Here is a 19,999-nt window from a genome sequence, read left to right on the forward strand (position 1 = left end):
TGCCCTGCAACGGGTGGGGCCCCCCCCCTCCCCCCCCCCCCGGCCCCCGCGCGCGGTCGCCCCCGCGCCCCCCGGGGGGGGGGGGGCCCCCCCCGCCCCCCCCCCCCCCCCCCGGCCCCTTTTCCGTTCAGGTCCGGGACATTCCCGGACCGGAACTCGGGGCCCGTCGGTCAAGGGAATGGCCGGGTTCGATGAGAATTTCCTTGAACCGCCCCGCCGTTCACACGGCGCGCCCGTGGGGGACCGAAGACTCCCGCACATGACCACGACAGTCCTCGCCCCCGCCACGACAGCCCCCCGCCGTGCGCCCTGGAGATCCCCCGCGGGCCGGCCCGCGTACGAGCGCCCCGCACTGCTGGCCATCACCGTGCTGGCCGCCGTGCTCTACGCCTGGGGCATCGACAACGGTCAGTACCACACGTTCTACGCCAATGCGGTCCGCAGTATGACGGAGAGTTGGAAGGCGTTCTTCTACGGTTCCTTCGACCCCGGAAACTCCATCACGCTCGACAAACTGCCGGGATTTCTGTGGCCCCAGGCGCTTTCCGCCCGGATCTTCGGATTCCATCCGTGGGCACTGATCCTCCCCCAGGTCCTCGAAGGAGTGGCGAGCCTGCTGGTGCTGCACCGCCTGGTGCGCCGCTGGCTCGGTGCCGGTGCCGCGCTGGTCGCCGCGGCGGCCTTCCTTCTCACCCCGGTGGCCGTGGGCCTGTTCCGCACGGCGGTGGAGGATCCCGCCTTCACGCTCTGCCTGCTGCTGGCGGCGGAGGCGACCCAGCGCGCGGCCCGGGACGGGCGCGTGCGCCCGCTGCTGGCCGCGGGCGTCTGGGTGGGCGTCGGCTTCCAGACCAAGATGCTGGAGGCGTGGGCGGTGCTGCCCGCGCTGGCACTGGTGTACCTGCTCGCGGCGCCCGTCGCGGCGCGGCGCCGGCTGGCGCACCTCGCCGCGGCGGCCGCGGTGATGGCCGCGGTCTCCGCGTCCTGGACGCTCGCCGTCACCCTCGCCCCGGCGGGGGACCGGCCCTATGTGGACGGCACCACCAACAACTCGGCGTTCAGTATGGTCGTCGGCTACAACTTCCTGAACCGCTTCTCCTCGATCGGGATCAGCGCGGCCTCGACGGGCAGTGTGAGCGCGACCCGGGGTGGGGGCGGCGGCCACGGCGGGCAGAACCCGCCGTCGGGCGCCGAAGGGCCGGACCGCACGGCGCGGTCGGGGCAGCCGGGGACGTACGGCCAGGCCGGCGGCGCCCGCCACGGCGGGACGGGGGCACGCGGTTTCGACCAGGACGGCTGGTCGAAGATGTTCGGCACCTCGCTGGCCTCGCAGACGGGCTGGCTCTATCCGATCGCCGCCGTCGCCGCGGTCTGCGGTGTGATGTGGCGCCGGGGCAGGCCCCGCACCGACCGCGTCCGGGCCGGATTCGCCCTGTGGGCCACCTGGCTCGCGACGTACTTCCTGGTCTTCAGCGCGGGCAGCGTCGGCGGCCACACCTACTACATGGGGGTGATCGCGGTACCGCTCGCGGCCCTCACCGGGGGCGGCGTCACCCTGATGTGGCGCGCCTACCGGGCCGGCGGCCCGCGGGCCTGGGCCCTGCCGGCCGCGGTCGCGGCGACCGCCGCCTGGAGCGCGTATCTCGCCGCCGGGTTCCCGGCGTTCCTGCCGTGGCTGGCGCCCGCCGTGTGCGTGCTCGGACTGTCCGCCGTCGTCCTGCTGGTCCTGGCCCGCCCCGGCCGGGCCCGGGGCCGACTCGCCCTCGCCGGGCTCGCCGCGTCGCTCGCCGCGGTGCTGATCGCGCCGAGCGCGTGGGCCGTGCAGATCTTCAATCCGTCCTACAGCGCCTCCCGCATGGGCGCGGTCGGCCCGTCGGGGACGCACCGCGGATCCGGCTCGGGGCGGCGGACGGCGGGCCGGATGGGTCCGCCGCGCGGGGGCGGTGCCCTGGCCGCGGTCGGGTGGGCACGCCAAGGCGGCCGTCGCGGATCCGATGACAGCGGCACACTGACGGCGGAGCAGCGGCACCTGCTCGACTACACCACCGCGCACCGGGGTACCGCCACCTACGTCTTCGCCACCACCAGCTGGAGCGCCGCCTCACCGTTCATCCTCGCCACCGGCGCCCATGTGCTGCCGCTCGGCGGATTCAGCGGCAAGGTGCCCTTCCCGAGCCAGGCGCGGTTCCGCGACCTGGTCGGCTCCGGGAAGCTGCGCTACGTGCTGCTCGGCGGCGGCCGCCGCGGGGGAGGCGGGTCCGGGGGCGCGGACACGGCGACGGCCACCACCCGGATCACGACCTGGGTCACGTCCACGTGCAGCCGCGTTCCCGCCTCGGCGTACGGCGGCACGGAGCCGTCCACCGCCCGGGAGCCCGAGGCCCTCGGTGCGGTCGCCCCCTCCGCCCAGACGCTGTACCGGTGCGGCCCGACCGCCCGGACCGCGTCCGGAACACACCCGGCGCCGCGGGGTCGATGACCTCCGGGGTCATCGACCCCGGCCCGGCCCGGATGCCATCGTCGGTGGTGCGCGGATCCGCCGCGCACCACCGACGACCGACCGGAAGGACGCCATGACCGCCTATGCCATCGCCCACCTGCGCGAGGCCGCCCCGCACCCGGAGATCGCCGAGTACATCGAGCGCATCACCGCGACCTTCGAGCCGTACGGCGGCCGGTTCCTCGTGCACGGCGCACCGCACGAGGTGAAGGAGGGGGAGTGGCCCGGACATGTCGTGGTCATCGGCTTCCCCGGCACGGCCGAGGCGCGCGACTGGTGGGACTCCGCCGCGTACCGGGAGATCGCTCCGCTGCGCTCACGCCACATCGCGGGCGACATCATCCTGGTTCCCGGTGTCCCCGAGGGCTATGACGCCGCCGGCACCGCGCGGGCGCTGCGCGCCAGCCTTCCCGGCGGACGGTCCTTGGACCCCGGTCAGCGCACCGGGAAGCCGAAGGAGTAGCCCTGCTGCTTCAGCCACGGCAGCACCTGGCGCAGGGCGGCGACGGTCTGGGAGCGGTCTCCTCCGGCGTCGTGGAAGAGGACGGTGGGGCCGTTGGACATCTCCCGCTCGACGGTGGAGACGATCACCGTCGTGCCGCGCCGCTCGAAGTCCTGCGAGTCCACGTTCCAGCCCAGCGGCCGCATGCCGTGCGAGGCGGCCAGGGTGCGGCTGTAGGGGGTGAAGGCCCCACCGGGGGCGCGGTAGTACGACGGCTGGACGCCCCCCGACGCCTGCGTGATCATCCGCGCGGCGTCCAGGATCTCCCGCGACTGGTACGCCTCGGACTTCTTGTCCATGGTGGTGTCGTGCGACACCGTGTGGTCGCACAGTCTGTGCCCGCCCGCCACCACCGCCTTGACCATGTCGGGGTGGGCCTCGGCCTGGGTGCCGACCATGCAGAACGTGGCCTTCACGCCGTACTCCCGCAGCACCTGGAGCACCTGCGGGGTCCACACCGGGTCCGGCCCGTCGTCGATGGTTATGTTGACCCCCCGCGCGCCGCGGTCCGAGGCATGGGCGATCGTCACCGAAACCGGCTTGTCCACCGCGCCGTTCGCCGCCCCCGGAGCCCGGGAGCCCGACGGTGCGGCCGGCCGCACCGACGTGCCGCCTGCCGACGACCCATGGCCCTTGAGAGGGCCGGCCTCCGCGCTCCACACCGACGTGACGGCGGCCACCACCGTCACACCGAGCGCCGCCGCGAACATCCGCCCGTACCAACCACCCCGCGCACCCCGCGTACCCATGCCGCCCCGCCCCTTGTCCGGTCCTGGTCTTCTCCGTGAGCCCCCCGTGCATGAGTCAGGACGGAGCAAAAGGCCCGCGGGCTCCGTCTGTTACGAACCACGGACAATGTAACGGGAGCGCGGGAAGGGGCATGTACGGGGGCCGCGGCCGGCGGGCGGGGCCGGCGGGCGGCGCCGGTGCCTCAGGGGCGCAGCGCCCCGCGGAGGATCTTGCCCTCGGTCGACAGGAGCCCCGAGCGGTGGTCGAAGCGGCGGCTGCCGGCGAACATCAGGTACAGGTACTTGGGGGCCTCCGCGAACCAGTACCCGGGCGTCAGGTCTCCCAGACGTGCCGGGGAGGCCAGCGCGTCCAGGGCGATCGTGTAGCCGCCGGGCACCCGCAACCGCTCACGCATCCCCTGGAAGCACCGGTAGCCGGTGGCCTTGTAGAGGGAGGACCCGGTCAGCCGCCACAGGTCGAACGAGGAGTTGACGTACTCGGGGCGCAGGCTGTTCTGGCGCGAGAGGACCTTCTGGCTGCCGAAGTCGATGGACTCCGGCAGCAGCGGGTAGCGGTCCAGCAGGGCGGTCCAGGACCGGTAGTAGTCCTGTGCCGTCGACAGGTCGCCGCCCTTGCCGAGCAGTCCCGCGTAGAACGCGCCCAGTTCCGACTGCTCCCGTCCGACCGTCCGCCCGCTGCTGTGGTCGACCTGGCGGAACCACAGGTGTCCGGAGCGGTGTTCGGCCTGCCTGCGCACCACCGCGTCGGTGAGCAGCCGGTACCAGTCAAGGAGGTCCCGGTCGCCGAGGAGTTCGGCCCCCGCCCACAGGTACTCGTAGAAGGAGTCCACCGGCGGGTTGGGCACGCTCGACGTGCCGTCCACCCACTTGCCCGTCTCGACGTTGATGGTGCTGCCCAGCAGATCGAGGGAGGACCGCCGGTCCAGCACCGCGCGGTAGGCGCGTTTGGCGGCGTCGCCGTAGCGGGCGTCGTGCGTGAGCCGGGACAGCAGCCCGAACTCCAGGATGTTGCTGCCGACCTCCGCGAGCGGGGCGACGGCACCGGACACCTTGCCGGTCCGCAGGTTGACGTACCGGTAGGGCAGGCCCGTGGGGGAGAGGGTGAACGCCGGCAGCAGACGGTCGGCCAGTTCCCGGCAGCGGGTCAGCAGCGCTTCCCGGCCGGTGCACAGGTAGCCGGACAGGAGGCCGCCGACCAGCCTGATGACCGCTTCGAAGACATGGACGTCGCCGTCCACCGCCGGGTCGAGGTGCGCCTCGATCCAGTCGGCGGCCAGGGCCACCTCCGCGTCCAACTCCATGACCCACAGGGTGTCCAGGGCCTCGACCATGGACAGGCCGAAGGACTGCCCGGGCACGAAGAAGTCGTTGTGCCCCCCGGACACGGGCCGCACCTCGTCGTAGCCCCAGGCGGCCTTCTTGTACCCCTCCCAGCTGTGCACCAGCTCGGCGCGCACCTGCTGGGCCACCACCGCGTCGGGCGGCAGGTCCACGCCGGTGGGCTCCTGCCCCCGCTCGGCGGAGCGCAGCGGGGCGAACAGGCCCACCGTGCCGGCCCCCGCCACGTGCAGAGCCTTGCGGCGGGGAAGGAAGGCGCGGGACAGGGCGGAGCGGAAGGGGCGCATGGACCCTGGACGCTACCCGGGAGACGGCCGCCGTGACGGCGCTGACACGCGGATCCCCGGACCCGGTCACCGTCTGAAGCTCCACCTGAGGTGGAGACATCACTCGAGAGGACCAGCAGGCTTTCGCGGCGTCGGGGGCCCGCTTCCCGTGGGGCGGTGGGGGAGCGCCGAACCTATACTCGCGGTAGAGGGAGCCGTTGGCGTGACGAGCAGCAACCCAGTCGGAGAACGCCGCCGCGGTGGCACGGCCACACCGGTCCAGGGCATGGATCTCGCGGCGGTCCTGCACCGTGGTGTCCGCAGGGCGATGCAGCGGCTCGGCGCGATCGCGGCGGCCGTCTACCTCCTCAGCGAGGACGGAAGCCATCTGCGGGTCGCGATGATCGCCGGCACCCCGCCCTCCCTGTTCACCATGCCGGGCGTGATCGAGCTGGACGCGCCCTACGCCACCGCACGGGCCCTGGCCGGCGGGACGACGGCGGTGCTGGCCGATCCCGACCCGGAGGGCCCCGGCCCGAAGCACGCCGCGTACCCGTACGTGGCCCTGTCGGCTCCCGTCGTCTCCGGTGACCACCGCTACGGCGCCGTGACCGTCGTGCGGCCGGCGACGGACGCCGGCTACCGGGGCGCGGACCGGGCGGGCCTGCGGGAGGTCGGGGAGGAACTCGCCGCCGCCTTCGTGGACCTCGAGGCGCACGGCGTGGCCGTCGCACCCGGGCCCGTACCGGTGCTCGTGCCGGCGGAGCCCGACGAGGAGCACACCGTCCGCACGCCGGGCTGGGGTGTCAGCGGTGTCCCCGGGTCCGCGGGCCTGAGCCTGATGTACCCGCTCACCCGGCTCGTGGACCTGCTCAACCGCGCCCGGACCATGGCCGACGTCGTCGAGGCGGCCCAGTACTGCCTCATGCACCCGTTCGGCGCCGACGCCCTCGTCCTCGCCTCGGCGGCCGAGGGCCGGCTGTGGGTGGTGGGACACGGTGGGGCCTCCGCCGCCATGGTCCGCTGCCTGCACGGCGCGCGGCTGGACGCGCGGGCGCCGGCGGCGGAGGCGGTACGGGGGCATCCGCTGTTCCTTCCGGAGCGGGAGCCGTCGGCCCCCGGCTGCGGCGGCCCCGAGGGCGCGGTACGGGCGGAGGCCTACCTTCCGCTCACCGGGAGCCGGGTGAGCGGCCTGCCCCTCATCCGCACCCGGAACGTCGTCGGCGTCTGCTGCCTCTCGTTCCAGGGGCCGCGCGACTTCCCGCCCGAGGAGAGAGCGGTCCTGAGCATGATGGCGGCCTCGCTGGGCGCGGCGGTGGAGCGCGTCGAGCTCAGCAGCCGGCGCCACGAGGTGGCCGAGTACCTGCAGCGGTGGCTGCTCCCCGCCACGCTCTGCGAACTGCCGGGCCTGACCACCACGGCGCGCTACCGGCCCGCCACCGCGACCTCCAAGGTCGGCGGCGACTGGTACGACGTGCTCAGACTCCCCGGGGAGCGGATGGTGCTCGTCGTCGGGGACGTGGAGGGCCATGCCCTGAAGAGCGCGGCCGTCATGGGCCAGGTGCGCACCGCGGTGGCCGCCTACGCCAGCGAGGGCCACCGCCCCGCCGCGGTGATCGACCGGACCGGCAGGCTGCTCGCGGAACTGGGCTCGGATCTCCTCGTCACCTGCTGCGTCGTCGCCCTGGACACGACCGACGGCATCGCCGAGGTCGCCCTGGCCGGCCATCCCGAGCCGCTCGTCCTGCGACCCGACGGCACCGTGGGCGACCTGGCGGCGCCCGCCAACGTGCCGCTCGGTGTCGCGGTCCCCGAACCCTGCCTGGGGCGTGAGCACACCGTCGAGCCCGGGGCGGTCCTCATGCTGTACTCGAACGGCCTGGTCGACGACGGCGTGCTCGATCCGGGCCGCGGCGCACGCGCCCTGCTCGGCTCCGCCCACCATGAGGCACACCACGACCTGGAACCGCTCGCCGACCGGATCATCGCCGCCGCGGCCCGCTCCGACCGGCGGCGCGACGACGCGGTACTGCTCCTGGCCCGCTATGAGGGGGCCGGCGGCGAGGGCGCGCCGCGGACCGCGGGACTGCACATCCAGCGCCGCGACCTGCACGGCGTCAAGGCGGCACGGGGCTTCGTGGCCGACCGGCTGCGCTCCTGGGGGCTGCCGGAGGTCGCGGACGACCTGCAGCTGGCCGTGTCCGAGATCGTCACCAACGCGCTCGTCCACGCGGGCAGCGACGTGGACGTGCGGCTGCGCGCGTTCCCGGACCGCCTGCGTCTGGAGGTCCGGGACTCCGACAGCAACCCGCCCGTCCCCTCGCCCCTGTCCGTGTCCGAGGAGGGCAGCGCCGAGGCCGAGCACGGCCGGGGCATGTGCATCGTCCAGGCCCTGGCCGGGCAGTGGAACAGCTCACCCAACGGCCGCGGCAAGACTGTCTCGCTGGACATGCCCCTGCCGGTGCCGCCGGCCGCGGTTCCCTGAGGGCGAGGCTCCAGAGTCAGGAGGCGGCGCGCCGGGCCGTCAGCCGGGGGCGCAGGCCGATCAGGGCGGCCGCGACGACCGCCCACACGGCGAGGGTGGCCACCGGGACCGCCGCGTGCGCCCCGTCGAAGTAGCTCAGGTCGGTGATGGCGCGGACGGCGGCCCCGGGCGGCAGCAGGGCGGAGACGGCCCGGGCCGTGGAGGGCAGCAGATCGGCGCCGATGGTGGCACCGCTGGTGGCGTTGCCGACGGTGAGCAGCAGCAGGGTGGCGGCCGGGATGCCGACGGGGCCGAAGTAGGTGCCCAGCAGTTTGGTCGTGAACGCGGCGGCTCCGGCCAGCAGGGCCAGCGTGCAGACCAGCGGGATCACCGGGGCCGGCACGGAGCCCAGCACGGGCCCCGCGATGACGGCGGCGACGGCGCCGATGGCCAGCGAGCCGCCGGCCAGCAGCCGGAACCGGTGGCGCAGATGCAGCAGTCCGGCCAGGCCGAGCGCGTTCTGGGCCAGGACGAAGCCCGCCAGGGACACGCCGAAGGCCATGTAGAAGCCGGCCAGGCCGCGGGCGTCGTACCGGCTCAGAGGGACGACGTCCGTGACGGCCAGGTGCGCGCCCGCGCCCTGCGCGTAGGCGCCGACCAGGGTCTTCACGGCGGTCGTGGTGGACGTCCCGTCCGCCCCCGCGATCTCCAGGTCCAGCCGGCCGCGGCCGTCGGCGCCCAGCGCGGCGACCACGTCCCGGTGCTCGACCGCGAGGCGCGCCGCCGCCATGTCACGGGCGGGCCGGACGTCGACGCTGTCGCCGAGCGCCCCGTGGATCTGGGCGGGCAACCGCTGCCCGGTCACCGCGAGGGGGATCCGGTGCGGCCGCGGGTCGCGCTGGAGGCCGACGTAGCAGCCGACGAAGGCGGACACGACGACCAGGGCGATCACCATCGGCTGGAGCCAGGTCCGCACCGGGGGGCGACGGCGGGCACGGGGCGGCGCCGGATCGGGCGTGACGACCGCGGTGGGGTTCGGCCGGAGGTCGGTGGCGGATCCGGTGGGGGTGTCCATGAACAGTGGCTCTCCTGATCGGGGACCGGTGTGCGTCACGGCCTCGGCAAATAGATTGGCTACGTAATCTAAACGGAGGCTACGATAGATGTCTTCCGTAATCCAAACGGGGAGGGCCCATGGGTCGTGTGTCCCAGGAGCAGGCGCGGCAGAACCGCGAGCGGGTCGTGGAGGTGGCCTCACGGCTCTTCCGCGAGCAGGGCACCGGTGTGAGCGTCGCGGAGCTGATGAAGGCGGCGGGGCTGACCCACGGCGGCTTCTACAAGCAGTTCGACTCCAAGGAGGCCCTGGTCGAGGAGGCCGTCGCCCAGGGGTTCGGCGAACTCGCGCGGTGGCGCGCCGACCTCCTGGAGCAGAAGGAGGGGCGGCGCGAGGACGCCCGGCGCGCCATGATCGAGGGGTATCTGTCGCCCCGGCACCGGGACGATCCGTCCTCCGGCTGCCCCGCGGCCGCCCTCGCCGCCGACATGGGGCGCGAGGCCGACGGCAGCCGCGCCCGCCGCGTCTACGCCGACGGCGTGGAGGACTTCACCGACTGGCTCACCGACGAGGACCAGGACGGCGTGCAGCGCCTGTGCACGATGCTCGGCGCCCTCGTCCTGGCCCGTGCCGTCAAGGACGCCCCGCTCTCCGAGGAGATCCTCGCGGCCGCCCGCGCGGCCCTGGTGCCGCCCTCCTGACCGCTCAGGCGGGAGCGTGGTGGGGGCGGCCCCCGTCGGAGAGCAGCTCGTCGAACAGCGCCCGATAGTGGATCATCGCGCCGCGCAGCTGCTCCGTGTTGGCCCGGTGGTCGACGCTGAGCGTCTCGATCTCGTGGGCCTCCCGGTAATGCCGGAGCGTCTGGCCGTGTTCGACCGACAGGTCCTTGAGCCGCTGCTCGAACTCCTCCGTCGGATATCCCCGCTCGTGCATCAGGGAGGACACCAGGCGGTCCGCGTCGTGCACGGCGTCCTCGGGGCGGTCCACGAACTCCGCCTGCACTCCGTCCCAGTCCCGCGCGTAACGGTCCCGCGTCGCGCTCGGAAGCGGTTTGATGTCCAGATCGTCATGCCGCTTCTCGCGGGCCTTCAGTTCGCGTTCGCCCGCCATACGGCTGTCGGCGTCGCCGATCGCGTGGTCGTACTCCGGCCCGAAGCGCTCGCGCAGGCGCTTGCGCCGCGTCGCCAGAGAGAAGCCCACGGAGAGAAGCGCGACCACCACCACCACGGGAATGATGATCGCCAGAAGTGTCCCTGTTGACATCGGTCGATCTCCCTACTCCCTCGCACGGACACGCTCCGGGTCCCCAGGTAGTACGCGCCCGAAACGGGCCCTTCGGGTGGAATACCCGGGCGCTTTCCCGCGCGCACGTCCACCGCACGGACGCGCCGCCGTACGGACCGCTGTACGGACCGCCGTATGGACCGGCCGTTCAGGGGTACTTGAGTCCTCAGAGGGCCCATCGCCCCGGAGGTCGCCATGATTATCCTCGGAGTCATTCTGCTCGTCGTCGGATTCGTCACGGGAATCGGCATCCTGTGGACCATAGGAATCATCCTCGCCGTCATCGGCCTGATCCTCTGGCTGCTCGGCGCCGTCGGCCACGCGGTGGGTGGTCGTAACCACTACTGGTGACACCACATCCCCGTGACAGGGAACACGGGCGCGGCGCCGGGGTCGTGAAACCCCCGGCGCCGCTTCCACACGGACTTCTCACCACCGCCGTACACCTGGTCCGCGCACGGGGGTGTTCCGCCGGCCCCGGCGCGTGCCATCCTCTGACTCCACCGCGCGTGCCCCACCGGCACGCCCGTGTCATGCGGGCCCGGCTTCCGGGGGGGGGGTCCAAGACATGCCGCGCGGCTCTTGGACGACTATGAAAGAAGTAAGCACAGCGCCCACCCCCACGGCACGAGCCGGCACGAGCGCGAGAGGACAACGGCGCATGAGCACGGCGGACTCCTCCCGGGCCGACCGGCGTCGGCCGGTGGCCGCCCCTGCCGCGCCGCCCAGCGGCCTGCTGGATCTGCTCAGCGTCGCAGCCGTGGTGCTGGACTCCACCGGGCACGTGGTGTTCTGGAGTCCGCCGGCGGAGGAGCTGTTCGGCTACACCCCCAAGGAGGCGCTCGGCCAGTTCGCGGCACGGCTGCTCGTCCACGAGGAGCACTGGGACGAGGTCGTCAAGCTCTTCGCCGACGTCATGGAGTCCGGGTCCGACTGGGCCGGCACCTTCCCGATACGGCACAAGGACGGCAGCACCCGACTGGTGGAGTTCCGCAACATGCGGCTCCTCGACAACCGGGGAGAGACGTACGCCCTGGGACTCGCCGCCGATCAGGCGACCGTCACCCAGGTGGAGCGGGACGCGGCGCTGTCCGCCCGATTGGTGTCCCAGTCCCCGATCGGGCTGGCCATCCTGGACCCCGACCTGCGGTATCTGACCGTCAACCCGGCGCTGGAGCGCATGCACGGGCTGCCGGCCGTCGAGCACGTCGGCCGGCGGATCAAGGACATCCTGACCTTCCTGGACGGCGAGGCCATCGAGGAGCGGATCCGGGGGGTGCTGGAGACAGGGGAGCCGGTGGCCGACCGGTACGTCGTCGGACGGCCCCCCAGCGACCCGGAGCACGAGCACGCCTGGTCCGTCTCCTTCTACCGGCTGGAGGACTCGGCCGGACGGGTGCTCGGCGTCGCCAACTCCGTCATCGACATCACCGAACGCCACCGGGCGGCCGGGGAGGCCGCGCAGGCACGGCACCGCCTGGCCCTGATCGCCGAGGCCTCCGCCCGCGTCGGTACGACCCTGGACGTGGAGCAGACGGCCCACGAACTGACCCAGGTCGTCGTCCCGGACCTGGCCGACGCGGCCGCCGTGCACATCCTGGACAGCGCGCTGCATGTGCGGGCGGCGCCGCTCGCGGGCCCGGTGCGCTTCCACGCCGTCGCCTCCAGCACGGGTCACCCCGCCAGACCCCCCGGAGTGACCCGGGACGAGGACCTCGTGACCTACGACGGGGACCACTTCATCACCCGGTGCGTGCACACGCGGCGACCGGTGCTCGTGTCCCAGGTGACCCGACGGGACCTGCCGCACATCGCGCACGACGCCCGGGCCGCCGCCGCGCTCCAGGCCGCCGGTGTGCACACCTACCTGGCCGTTCCGCTCGTGGCGCGCGGCGAGGTCCTCGGCGTCCTCGACCTCAAACGCGCCGGCAACCTCGCGCCCTTCGACGGCGACGACGTCCTCCTCGCCTCCGAGCTGGCCGCGCGCGCCGCGGTGAGCGTCGACAACGCCCGCTGGTACCAGAGCGCGCGCAGCACCGCGCTCACCCTCCAGCGCAGGCTCCTGCCCGAACTCCCCTCCCGTCTGCGCGGGCTGGAGATCGCCTGCCGCTACCAGCCCGCCGGAGCCGCCGGGGAGATCGGCGGCGACTGGTTCGACGCCATAGCCCTGCCGGGCGACAAGACCGCCCTGGTCGTCGGGGACGTCATGGGCAGCGGCATCAACGCGGCCGCCAGCATGGGCCAGTTGCGCAGCGCCACCCGGGCGTTCGCCGAACTCGACCTCGCACCCGCCGAGGTGCTGCGCCATCTGGACCATCTGACGGAGGACGTCGAACAGACGATCGCCACCTGTGTCTACTGCGTCTACGACCCCGGCCGCGACGAGTGCCACATCAGTCTCGCCGGCCATCTGCCGCCGGCCCTGGTGCGACGGGGACGCTCCCCCGAACTGCTGGAGCTGCCGACGGGCGTCCCCCTCGGCGTGGGCGGCGTCCCCTTCGAGACGACCACTTTCGCCTTCCAGCCGGGCGACCAACTGGTCTTCTACACCGACGGGTTGGTGGAGACGCGGAGCGAGCCCATCGACGAGCGACTGGACACCCTGGTCGACGCCCTCGCCAAGACCCGCGGGCTGGGCCTGGAGGAGGCGTGCGACCGCATCCTGGACACGCTCAGGCCCCCGGGCGGCGAGGACGACGTGGCCCTGCTCATCGCGCGGCCCGAGGAACGTCCGGGAACCGGCGGCACCGCGGGGTGACCCAGCAGTGCCGCCCCCAGCACCGACCCCACGATGGCCGCCGCCGACAGCAGGCCCTTGTCGACGGAACCGACGGAGAAGTCCCTGGCGATGAGCGGGCCCGCGACACCGATGACGAAGAAGTCGAAGCCGTCCAGCAGGATGCCGAGGCCGGCCAGCAGCCAGAACCTGACGTGTATCCGGGACATCGCCGCCTCGTCCAGGGCCTCGCCCAGCGGCCGGGCGGGGTCGCGGGCATCGTGCCTGGGCTGTGCCTGGGTGGTCACGTCGTCCTCACCGGTAGCTCCGAAACGTGGCGCGCCGCACGCCATACTCCGGGTGCGGGGGAGCCGGGCACGCAGGACGCGGCAGACGCCCCGCCACCGCACTCGAACGGGCCAAGCCGGTCACCTCACGCACTCGGCCGGCGGGCGTTCGCGCAGCGCGCCGTAGCTGAGGAAGTACGCGGGCAGCCGCTTGACCCACGGGAAGGCGGCGAGCAGTTCGCTCGCCCGCTCCGCGCCCTTCGCGTGCTTCAGCGGGGCGCGCCCCTCCAGCACGGGGGCGATGAGCCGGGCGTGGGCCAGGCGCTGCAGCCCCTGGGTGGCCGCCGTGGTCGGCCACCGGCGGCGCTGCACGCGCCGTACGTCCCGAAGGCCCACCGCACCTCTGCGCAGGGGTTCGACCAGATACCGCGCCCCGGCCACGGCGTCCTCGACGGCGAGGTTGATGCCGATGCCGAACACCGGTGACATCGCGTGCGCGGCGTCCCCGATGCACAGCAGCCCCGGCCGGTGCCAGCGCCGCAGGCGGTCGAGGCGCACGTCGAGCGTCCGCACCTCGTCCCACGACCGCACGGCCCCCGTCCGGTCCCCGAGCCAGGGCACGGCGGCGGCGAACTGGGACAGGAACCGGTCGAGTCCGGCGGCCCGGCGCTCGGCGTCGGATCCCTTGGGGATCATCGCCGCGCACTGCCAGTAGTCGCCGCGGTCGATCATGGCCGTCAGGAACCGTTCGCCGATCCCTCCCACCAGGCCGTGCGGATCTCCCTCCCGGCGCGGCAGCCGGAACCACCACGCGTCCATGGGGCAGGTGAAGTGCCGCAGCCCCAGCTCCGGTCGGGACCGGGCCAGCGAACCCCGGCCGTCGCAGGCCACGGTGAGAGTGGCCCGGAGCTCCCCGGTGCGCCCGTCGGAGGTGCGGTGGCGCACCCCGGTGACCCGCCCGCCCTCCTCGATGAACGAGGTCGCCTCGGTGTCCATCCACAGGGTGAAGGACGGTTCCCTGCGCGCCTCGTCGGCGAGAAGGTCGAGCAGATCCCACTGGGGGACCATCGCGATGTAGTTGTACGGTCCGGGCAGCGCGCCGATGTCCGACACGGTGGCCAGCTCACCGTCCCTCCCCAGCGGCAACTGCAGGGTGGTGACGCGGCGTTGCGGCAGCCGGGCGAAGCGGTCCGCGAGACCGAGGTCGTCCAGCAGCGCCAGGGTCGAGGGATGCACGGTGTCGCCGCGGAAGTCCCGCAGGAAGTCACCGTGCTTCTCCAGGACCGTGACCCGCACGCCGGCCCGCGCCAGCAGCAGGCCGAGGACCATACCGGCGGGGCCGCCGCCGATCACACAGCAGGTGGTTCGCTCCATCGCGCCCTTCCCTCCACGCACGTCCGCGGTTCGCACCGTCACACGATGACGCATGACCGGACGGACCGGTCGGTGGCTGCGCCCTGACGCACGCCGGAGTACGGAACGCTGGACCGAACGGATGACGCGACCGCGCCGCGGGGTGAACAACGCGCCCCGTGCCCCGCGCCTTCGGTGCGGGCCGCCCCGGACCGCTACCTTCGCCTCTTGTGTCGCTGAGCTACGCGTTCGTGAACCTGAAGCCCGGAGTCGGGAAGACGACCAGTGCCGTGTGGCTCGCTCACGCGCTGCACGAGTCGGGCATTCCACCACTGCTGGTCGACAGCGATCCGGCGTCCTCCGCGCTGCGCTGGAGCGAGCTGGCCCAGGGCTTTCCGTTCCCGGTGGTCGCCCTGCCCGTGGGCGACGTGCACCGCAGGGTGAACGACTTCCTCGGCGACCGCCAGGCGGTGGTGTTCGACGCCCCGCAGCTGGAGGACCACGCGCACATCGCGCGCAGCATCATGCGGTACGCCGCGGAGTGGATCGTGCCGGTGACCCCGGCTCCGATCGAACTGGACCGCATGGCACCCATCGGCGGGGAGATGGGCGACGTCCAGTCGTTGCGGGTGCGGCCGGCCAAGGCGGCCGTGCTGCTCAACCGGACCAACCGCGCCGACGCCACGCGCACCGGGCCGGACGCCGACGCCCGCGAAGCCCTCACCGAACGGGGATTCGACGTGCTGGCGACCCACATCCCGCGCCTCGACCTGTACGCCCAGTCGTTCGGCGGCCCCGTCAAGGTGAAGGGCACGGCGTACATGGATCTCGCAGACGAACTCATCAAGCGTCAGGACACCGTGTGAACCAGCGCAAGGACACCTACCGAGCAGCCCTGAAGCGCGAACCGGACGCCGCGCCGCGCACGGCCAGGGTCACCCAGCTGCGCACCCGCTACGTCCGGGTGACGATCGAGTTCGACGCCGGTCTGACCCGCGACCTGGTCCGCTGGGCCGAGGCGCCCGTGTCGGCGCTCGCGCGCGCCGGAGCGGCGGTCCTGCGCCCCCTGACGAGCAGTACGCAACCATGACGGACTGAGGCCCGGAGCACGCCGGGGGGCAGCCTCTCGTCGGTCAGCGGCGGGTGGAGCCGGTCGCAGGCCTCACCCTCGGTCGCGAACCGCTCCAGCACCTCGCGCCGGCCCCGCTCGCGCAGGAAGTGGCGTTCGGTCGAGGACGGCGGAGGCGGGCAGCCGGGGATCTCGGGGTACGCCCGAGGAACCCCGGCCGCACGAAGGGCCTCACCCAGCTCGACGTGGTCGACGCAGGGTCACTGCGACGTCGGGGCGTTGAGCCGCACCAGGGTGCCGTTGCGCACCAGATCGCCCACGGTCGTGCGCGGAATGCCCGGACAGAACGCGCTCGACGTCACGTACTGCGTGCCGAGACCCGGTTGTTCGAACGCGGGGGCCGTCGGTCCCGCGCACACGGTGACATCCCTGGTCACCCGGTACAGGTGGTAGTCGTCGGGGTAGCGCGGGTCGCTGGTGTCGAGGCTGGAGGGCGGGATCGACCGCATGCCGTACTTGGTCCCGGCGGGCGCCAGGAACCGGCCCGCCTCGTTCCCGAACCGGTCGACCCGCAGGCCCGCGTGCAGCACCACGGGGGAGGCGATGACGCCCTGGGAGTTGTGCTCGTAGCCGTCGTCCGCCGGGTAGCGCCACTCGCCCTGGCCCGCGTCGCCGGCCGGGTCCCACCACCGGACCAGGAAGCGCGTGGCCGAGAGACCGCCGAGCCGGTCGTACTTCCTGAGGACGTTCCCCACCGGCCCCCGCGTCGGCAGCGTCGAGGAACCGAGGCGCCAGTCCTCGCAGAAGTAGGAGGAGCGGTAGGGCTTCGGGACGGGGTACGGCACCAGCCCCCGGCACACGCCCTGGTGGTCGGGCCGGGCCGACGCGGTGCCCTGCGCCGGTACCGGCATCGGCCGCAGGGTCGGCGCGGTGCGACCGGGTCCCCGAACGACCCCTGTCCGGGGGTCGTCGACGGGTGACGACGCGGCGGACGCGACGGAGGCACCCAGGACCAGGGAACCCGTCAGGCCGAGGGCAGCGGCCAGGCCGACCCGCCTTTTTGACGATCTCACAGAACCTCCAGAGGGAACTGCCGGGGCATGCCCCGATGAACGAGATCACTAAATCCAGCGGGTCAGGGGATGGCGCGCAGGCGTGCCGTACGGCCCCCCGAACGAGTAACCCCCGGGCCCGGGCACTTCTGGTCCCGCGCCCGAGCGGGCATTCCCCAAGGGCCCCGTAGGCTGGGAGGAGCATCTCGGCGATCAAGGGGGAGTCATGACGGAGGCGTTGGTGCTGGGCGGCGGCGGGGTCGGCGGGATCGCCTGGATGACCGGACTGCTCGCGGGACTGGCGCAGGCGGGCCAGGACGTGACCGGTGCCGACCTGGTCGTGGGCACCTCCGCCGGGTCGGTCGTGGCGGCTCAGCTGGGCAGCGGACTGCCCCTCGACCAGCTCTACGCCCGGCAGGTGGACCCCGCGCTCCAGTCCGAGGAGATCATGGCGGAGATGGACGTGGACCGGTTCGCGGCCGAACTCGGCGAGGTGCTGGGCCAGGCCGCCGACGCCGGGGAGGTCCGGCGCGCGATCGGCCGGATGGCACTGCGCACCGAGACCGTCCCCGAGCCGAAGCGCCGGGCGGTGATCGCCTCCCGGCTGCCCTCGCACGCATGGCCCGCGCGGCCCCTGAGGATCGTGGCCGTGGACGCCGCCACCGGCGCCCCCCGCGTCTTCGACAACACCTGCGGGGTCGACCTGGTCGAGGCCGTGGCCGCCAGCTGCGCCGTCCCCTGCGTCTGGCCGCCGGTGTCCATCGACGGCAGCCGGTACGTCGACGGCGGGATCCGCTCCATGGCCAACGCGGACTACGCCGCGGGCGCGTCCCGGGTGCTGGTCGTCGTCCCCATGGGCACCGTGGAGATGCTCCCCGGCGACAAGCCGCTGGAGGAGGCCCTCGAGGAACTGAGGGCGTCCGGCGCCGAGGTCGCGGTCATCGAGCCGGACGAGGGATCGCGGACCGCGATCGGCGCCAACCCGCTGGACCCGGCCACCCGCGTGCCGGCCGCCGAGGCGGGCCGCCGCCAGGGGCGCCGGACCACCGTCGAGTGGAAGGCGTCTCACCGTACGAGCGAGTAACGGGGGCGCGGGCAAGCAAGTGATAACGATCTTGGCGCATGTCTTGTGCGAGCCCAGGTCCGTCCTAGCCTCCGTGCATGGCATTTCTCTCAAGCCGCCGCAGAAGACCCCGTCTCGCGCCGGAACTGGACGATCAGGCCCTGGGCAGGCTGCTCAAGTCCCTGCTCGCGACCACCAGGACCGGCACGATCGCCACGACGGACCTGTGCCTGGCCCAGATTTCCCGCCTCATGGACGAGGACCGGGGCGACTGGGACCGCCGCACGCACCGCGTCACCGTCCTGGCGGACTTCCTGCGCGGCAGCCGCCTGCCGGCGACCTGGGCGGCACGAGAGCCGCGCCACGCCGACGCGCTGCTTCTGGAGGCGGCGACCCGACTCGCCCGAGGCCGCGCCCAGGGGAGCCTGGAGGACCCGACGGCGGTCACCGACCACTGCCTGCGGGCCGCCGAGCTGATCCCGGACGACCCCATGCCCTGGGTGGTGCTGCTGGGAGTGGCCCGGCTGGAGCGCTGGGAGCAGTCCCAGGTGTTCGGCGTCTGGAACGAGGTCCTCGCGCGCGACCGCTGGAACCGCGAGGCCTACCTGAGCATGCTGGGCTACCTCACCCCGCAGGAGGCGGGCTCACGCGTCCAGGTGCTCGACTTCGTCGACACCCTCTCCGCCCGCATGCCCGCGAACGCGCCGTGCGCGGCGACGGAACTGACCGCCCAGGTCCTGCACTACCACTCCGTCCTCGCCCGGGGCGGGGTGGAGGCGCTCGTGGCGCGCAACCACTGGACCCAGCGGGAGGCGGCCGTGGCCCTCGACCGGGCCGCCCACAGCTGGGTCAGACCGGAGTTCTTCCACCATGCCGCCGCCCTGGCCGACCTGAACCTGCTCGCCTACGCCCTGATGGCCGCCGACAGGCGCCACGAGGCCCGCCCGATCTTCGAGGCACTGGGGGGTGTGGTCACCGCATGGCCCTGGAACAACACCGGCGACCCCGTGACGGAGTACGAGCACGCCCGAAGAAAGGCCACCCCCACGACGTGACCGGGGAGTCGGCCTCGCGGGAAGTGCGCGGGAACCGTGCGAGACGCCGGCCCCCGCGCACCGCGTCCGGTCAGTCGACTCCCACCACCCCGTCACCCCGCCGCTCGCGCCCGAACGACAGCTCGCGCCGCGCGCCGTCCTGCTCCGCCCCACCCTCCGGGCTCTGTCCGCTCAGGTTCTGTCGGACGGAGTCCAGGATCGTCAGCCCCTGCGCGACCAGCCCGGCCGCGATCTCACCCAGGCCGTCCGCGCCGTTGAGGACGTTGACGTTGGCCCCGGACAGGCCACCCGCCGCCTCCTTGACGATCAGCGGAAGCTGCTCGATCAGCATCCGCTCCAGAGCGACCCGGTCGTGCGACGCCGCGGCCTCGGCCTGGATCTTCATCCGGTCCGCCTCGGCGATGGCGAGCACCTTGATCCGCTCGGCCTCGGCCTGCGCGGGCTTGACCACCTCGGCCACCAGCTGCTGCTGCCGCAGATCGGCCTGACGCTGCGCCAGTTCCGTCTGGGCCGCCAGCACCTCCTGCTGGGCGTGCGCCTGGGCCAGCGGCCCGGCCTGCGCGGCCTGCGCCTGGGCGCGGTCCACCTGGGCGGAGTACTCCGCCCGTACCACCGCTGTCTGCCGCTCGTACTCGGCCTGGTTGCGCGCCGCCACCTGCTCCGCCTCGGCCGAGGCCTGGTTCGCCTGCGCCTGCGCGATCTGGGCCTGCCGCTGGATGGCCGCCTTGTGCGGCGCCGACATCGCGTCGATGTACCCGGTGTCGCCGTCGTCGATCGACTGGATCTGCAGCGAGTCCACGATCAGACCGATCTTGGCCATCTCCGCCTTGGAGGTGTCCAGGACCTCGGCGGCCAGCTTCTGGCGTTCGGTGACGATCTCCTCGACCGTCATCGAGCCGATGATCGCCCGCAGATGACCGGCGAAGATCCGTCCGGTCAGGACGGACATCTGGTCCTGGTCGGACAGGAAGCGCTGCCCGGCGTTGATGATGCTCTCGGTGTCGTTGCCCACCTTGAAGGCGATCACGGCGCGGACGTGCAGGGCGATGCCCTGCTTGGTGACACAGGTCTCGGTGACCTCGGCCTCGCACATCGACAGCGTGAGGAAGCGGGTCTTGCGGAAGACCGGGAGCACGAACTTGCCGTGTCCCGTCACCACTCGGAACGGCGCGCCCCCCAGTCCCCGCCGTCCCCCCGAGATCAGCATCGCCTCGTCGGGGGCGGGTACGCGGTATCCGAACATCATTGTC

Annotated in this window: 17 protein-coding genes; 10 read left to right on the forward strand and 7 right to left on the reverse strand. The window is 73.2% G+C overall.

The genetic code is table 11. The features are described 5' to 3' along the window. Nucleotides 1–259 precede the first annotated feature (259 nt). On the forward strand, nt 260–2,476 hold the full coding sequence (locus tag AB0C59_RS09710; protein ID WP_363002428.1) for a glycosyltransferase family 39 protein: 2,217 nt from the start codon (nt 260–262) through the stop codon (nt 2,474–2,476). A 94-nt stretch (nt 2,477–2,570) separates the two neighbouring features. Continuing rightward, nucleotides 2,571–2,960 carry a DUF1330 domain-containing protein gene (locus AB0C59_RS09715; protein ID WP_363002430.1) on the forward strand — a complete coding sequence of 130 codons (390 nt, stop codon included), beginning with the start codon at nt 2,571–2,573 and terminating at the stop codon, nt 2,958–2,960. On the opposite strand, the gene AB0C59_RS09720 is transcribed toward AB0C59_RS09715, so the two are convergent. Both AB0C59_RS09720 and AB0C59_RS09725 read right to left on the reverse strand, forming a co-directional pair. Next, nucleotides 2,933–3,748, reverse strand: coding sequence for a polysaccharide deacetylase family protein (locus tag AB0C59_RS09720; protein WP_363002432.1), 816 nt, complete (start codon nt 3,746–3,748; stop codon nt 2,933–2,935). The two genes, AB0C59_RS09715 and AB0C59_RS09720, sit on opposite strands and share 28 nt — an antisense overlap. A 182-nt stretch (nt 3,749–3,930) precedes the next feature. After that, the gene (locus AB0C59_RS09725; protein ID WP_363002434.1) at nt 3,931–5,373 is read right to left on the reverse strand and encodes a glycoside hydrolase family 47 protein; all 1,443 of its coding nucleotides are present in this window, start codon (nt 5,371–5,373) and stop codon (nt 3,931–3,933) included. A gap of 202 nt (nt 5,374–5,575) precedes the next feature. Between AB0C59_RS09725 and AB0C59_RS09730 the strand changes: the two genes are divergently transcribed. Further along, nucleotides 5,576–7,837, forward strand: coding sequence for a SpoIIE family protein phosphatase (locus AB0C59_RS09730; RefSeq protein WP_363002436.1), 2,262 nt, complete (start codon nt 5,576–5,578; stop codon nt 7,835–7,837). 16 nt (nt 7,838–7,853) lie between these two features. On the opposite strand, the gene AB0C59_RS09735 is transcribed toward AB0C59_RS09730, so the two are convergent. Beyond that, nucleotides 7,854–8,891 (reverse strand): hypothetical protein, encoded by a 1,038-nt coding sequence (locus AB0C59_RS09735; protein WP_363002438.1) that lies wholly within the window; start codon nt 8,889–8,891, stop codon nt 7,854–7,856. Between the two features lie 119 nt (nt 8,892–9,010). On the opposite strand from AB0C59_RS09735, the gene AB0C59_RS09740 reads away from it, so the two are divergent. Further along, complete coding sequence (locus AB0C59_RS09740; protein ID WP_363002440.1) at nt 9,011–9,571, forward strand: TetR/AcrR family transcriptional regulator; 561 nt, start codon at nt 9,011–9,013, stop codon at nt 9,569–9,571. Between the two features lie 4 nt (nt 9,572–9,575). Here AB0C59_RS09740 and AB0C59_RS09745 read toward each other — a convergent pair whose 3' ends face one another. Then, nucleotides 9,576–10,133, reverse strand: a complete 558-nt coding sequence (locus AB0C59_RS09745) for a hypothetical protein (RefSeq protein ID WP_363002441.1) — start codon at nt 10,131–10,133, stop codon at nt 9,576–9,578. A gap of 216 nt (nt 10,134–10,349) precedes the next feature. Between AB0C59_RS09745 and AB0C59_RS09750 the strand changes: the two genes are divergently transcribed. Both AB0C59_RS09750 and AB0C59_RS09755 read left to right on the forward strand, forming a co-directional pair. Further along, nucleotides 10,350–10,505, forward strand: a complete 156-nt coding sequence (locus AB0C59_RS09750; RefSeq protein WP_363002443.1) for a DUF6131 family protein — start codon at nt 10,350–10,352, stop codon at nt 10,503–10,505. A gap of 310 nt (nt 10,506–10,815) precedes the next feature. Beyond that, nucleotides 10,816–12,912, forward strand: coding sequence for a SpoIIE family protein phosphatase (locus AB0C59_RS09755; RefSeq protein ID WP_363002445.1), 2,097 nt, complete (start codon nt 10,816–10,818; stop codon nt 12,910–12,912). 386 nt (nt 12,913–13,298) lie between these two features. On the opposite strand, the gene AB0C59_RS09760 is transcribed toward AB0C59_RS09755, so the two are convergent. Continuing rightward, nucleotides 13,299–14,531, reverse strand: coding sequence for an FAD-dependent oxidoreductase (locus tag AB0C59_RS09760; RefSeq protein WP_363002447.1), 1,233 nt, complete (start codon nt 14,529–14,531; stop codon nt 13,299–13,301). A gap of 209 nt (nt 14,532–14,740) precedes the next feature. Here AB0C59_RS09760 and AB0C59_RS09765 point away from each other — a divergent pair, with 209 nt between their 5' ends. Further along, nucleotides 14,741–15,376 (forward strand): ParA family protein, encoded by a 636-nt coding sequence (locus AB0C59_RS09765; RefSeq protein ID WP_363002449.1) that lies wholly within the window; start codon nt 14,741–14,743, stop codon nt 15,374–15,376. Beyond that, nucleotides 15,373–15,600 (forward strand): hypothetical protein, encoded by a 228-nt coding sequence (locus AB0C59_RS09770; protein WP_363002451.1) that lies wholly within the window; start codon nt 15,373–15,375, stop codon nt 15,598–15,600. The genes AB0C59_RS09765 and AB0C59_RS09770 overlap by 4 nt, the downstream gene beginning before the upstream one ends. A gap of 239 nt (nt 15,601–15,839) precedes the next feature. On the opposite strand, the gene AB0C59_RS09775 is transcribed toward AB0C59_RS09770, so the two are convergent. Beyond that, the gene (locus AB0C59_RS09775) at nt 15,840–16,490 is read right to left on the reverse strand and encodes a TNT domain-containing protein (RefSeq protein WP_363002453.1); all 651 of its coding nucleotides are present in this window, start codon (nt 16,488–16,490) and stop codon (nt 15,840–15,842) included. 367 nt (nt 16,491–16,857) lie between these two features. On the opposite strand from AB0C59_RS09775, the gene AB0C59_RS09780 reads away from it, so the two are divergent. Then, entirely contained in the window at nt 16,858–17,715 is an 858-nt protein-coding gene (locus AB0C59_RS09780) for a patatin-like phospholipase family protein (protein WP_363002455.1), read from the forward strand. A gap of 77 nt (nt 17,716–17,792) precedes the next feature. Continuing rightward, a complete protein-coding gene (locus tag AB0C59_RS09785) occupies nt 17,793–18,749 on the forward strand; it encodes a hypothetical protein (RefSeq protein WP_363002457.1) in 957 nt (318 codons plus the stop codon). A 70-nt stretch (nt 18,750–18,819) separates the two neighbouring features. Here AB0C59_RS09785 and AB0C59_RS09790 read toward each other — a convergent pair whose 3' ends face one another. Beyond that, nucleotides 18,820–19,992 (reverse strand): SPFH domain-containing protein, encoded by a 1,173-nt coding sequence (locus AB0C59_RS09790; protein ID WP_363002847.1) that lies wholly within the window; start codon nt 19,990–19,992, stop codon nt 18,820–18,822. Between the last annotated feature and the right edge of the window lie 7 nt (nt 19,993–19,999).

The sequence above is a fragment of the Streptomyces sp. NPDC048664 genome (assembly GCF_040650555.1).
In the GTDB taxonomy this organism is placed as follows: Bacteria; Actinomycetota; Actinomycetes; order Streptomycetales; family Streptomycetaceae; genus Streptomyces.

What these genes read in the sequence shown, in the direction of transcription:
- AB0C59_RS09710 (WP_363002428.1), top strand. Translation starts at nt 260, where the DNA reads ATGACCACGACAGTCCTCGCCCCCGCCACGACAGCCCCCCGCCGTGCG.
- AB0C59_RS09715 (WP_363002430.1), top strand. Translation starts at nt 2,571, where the DNA reads ATGACCGCCTATGCCATCGCCCACCTGCGCGAGGCCGCCCCGCACCCG.
- AB0C59_RS09720 (WP_363002432.1), bottom strand. Translation starts at nt 3,748, where the DNA reads ATGGGTACGCGGGGTGCGCGGGGTGGTTGGTACGGGCGGATGTTCGCG.
- AB0C59_RS09725 (WP_363002434.1), bottom strand. Translation starts at nt 5,373, where the DNA reads ATGCGCCCCTTCCGCTCCGCCCTGTCCCGCGCCTTCCTTCCCCGCCGC.
- AB0C59_RS09735 (WP_363002438.1), bottom strand. Translation starts at nt 8,891, where the DNA reads ATGGACACCCCCACCGGATCCGCCACCGACCTCCGGCCGAACCCCACC.
- AB0C59_RS09740 (WP_363002440.1), top strand. Translation starts at nt 9,011, where the DNA reads ATGGGTCGTGTGTCCCAGGAGCAGGCGCGGCAGAACCGCGAGCGGGTC.
- AB0C59_RS09745 (WP_363002441.1), bottom strand. Translation starts at nt 10,133, where the DNA reads ATGTCAACAGGGACACTTCTGGCGATCATCATTCCCGTGGTGGTGGTG.
- AB0C59_RS09750 (WP_363002443.1), top strand. Translation starts at nt 10,350, where the DNA reads ATGATTATCCTCGGAGTCATTCTGCTCGTCGTCGGATTCGTCACGGGA.
- AB0C59_RS09755 (WP_363002445.1), top strand. Translation starts at nt 10,816, where the DNA reads ATGAGCACGGCGGACTCCTCCCGGGCCGACCGGCGTCGGCCGGTGGCC.
- AB0C59_RS09760 (WP_363002447.1), bottom strand. Translation starts at nt 14,531, where the DNA reads ATGGAGCGAACCACCTGCTGTGTGATCGGCGGCGGCCCCGCCGGTATG.
- AB0C59_RS09775 (WP_363002453.1), bottom strand. Translation starts at nt 16,490, where the DNA reads ATGCCGGTACCGGCGCAGGGCACCGCGTCGGCCCGGCCCGACCACCAG.
- AB0C59_RS09780 (WP_363002455.1), top strand. Translation starts at nt 16,858, where the DNA reads ATGACGGAGGCGTTGGTGCTGGGCGGCGGCGGGGTCGGCGGGATCGCC.
- AB0C59_RS09785 (WP_363002457.1), top strand. Translation starts at nt 17,793, where the DNA reads ATGGCATTTCTCTCAAGCCGCCGCAGAAGACCCCGTCTCGCGCCGGAA.
- AB0C59_RS09790 (WP_363002847.1), bottom strand. Translation starts at nt 19,992, where the DNA reads ATGTTCGGATACCGCGTACCCGCCCCCGACGAGGCGATGCTGATCTCG.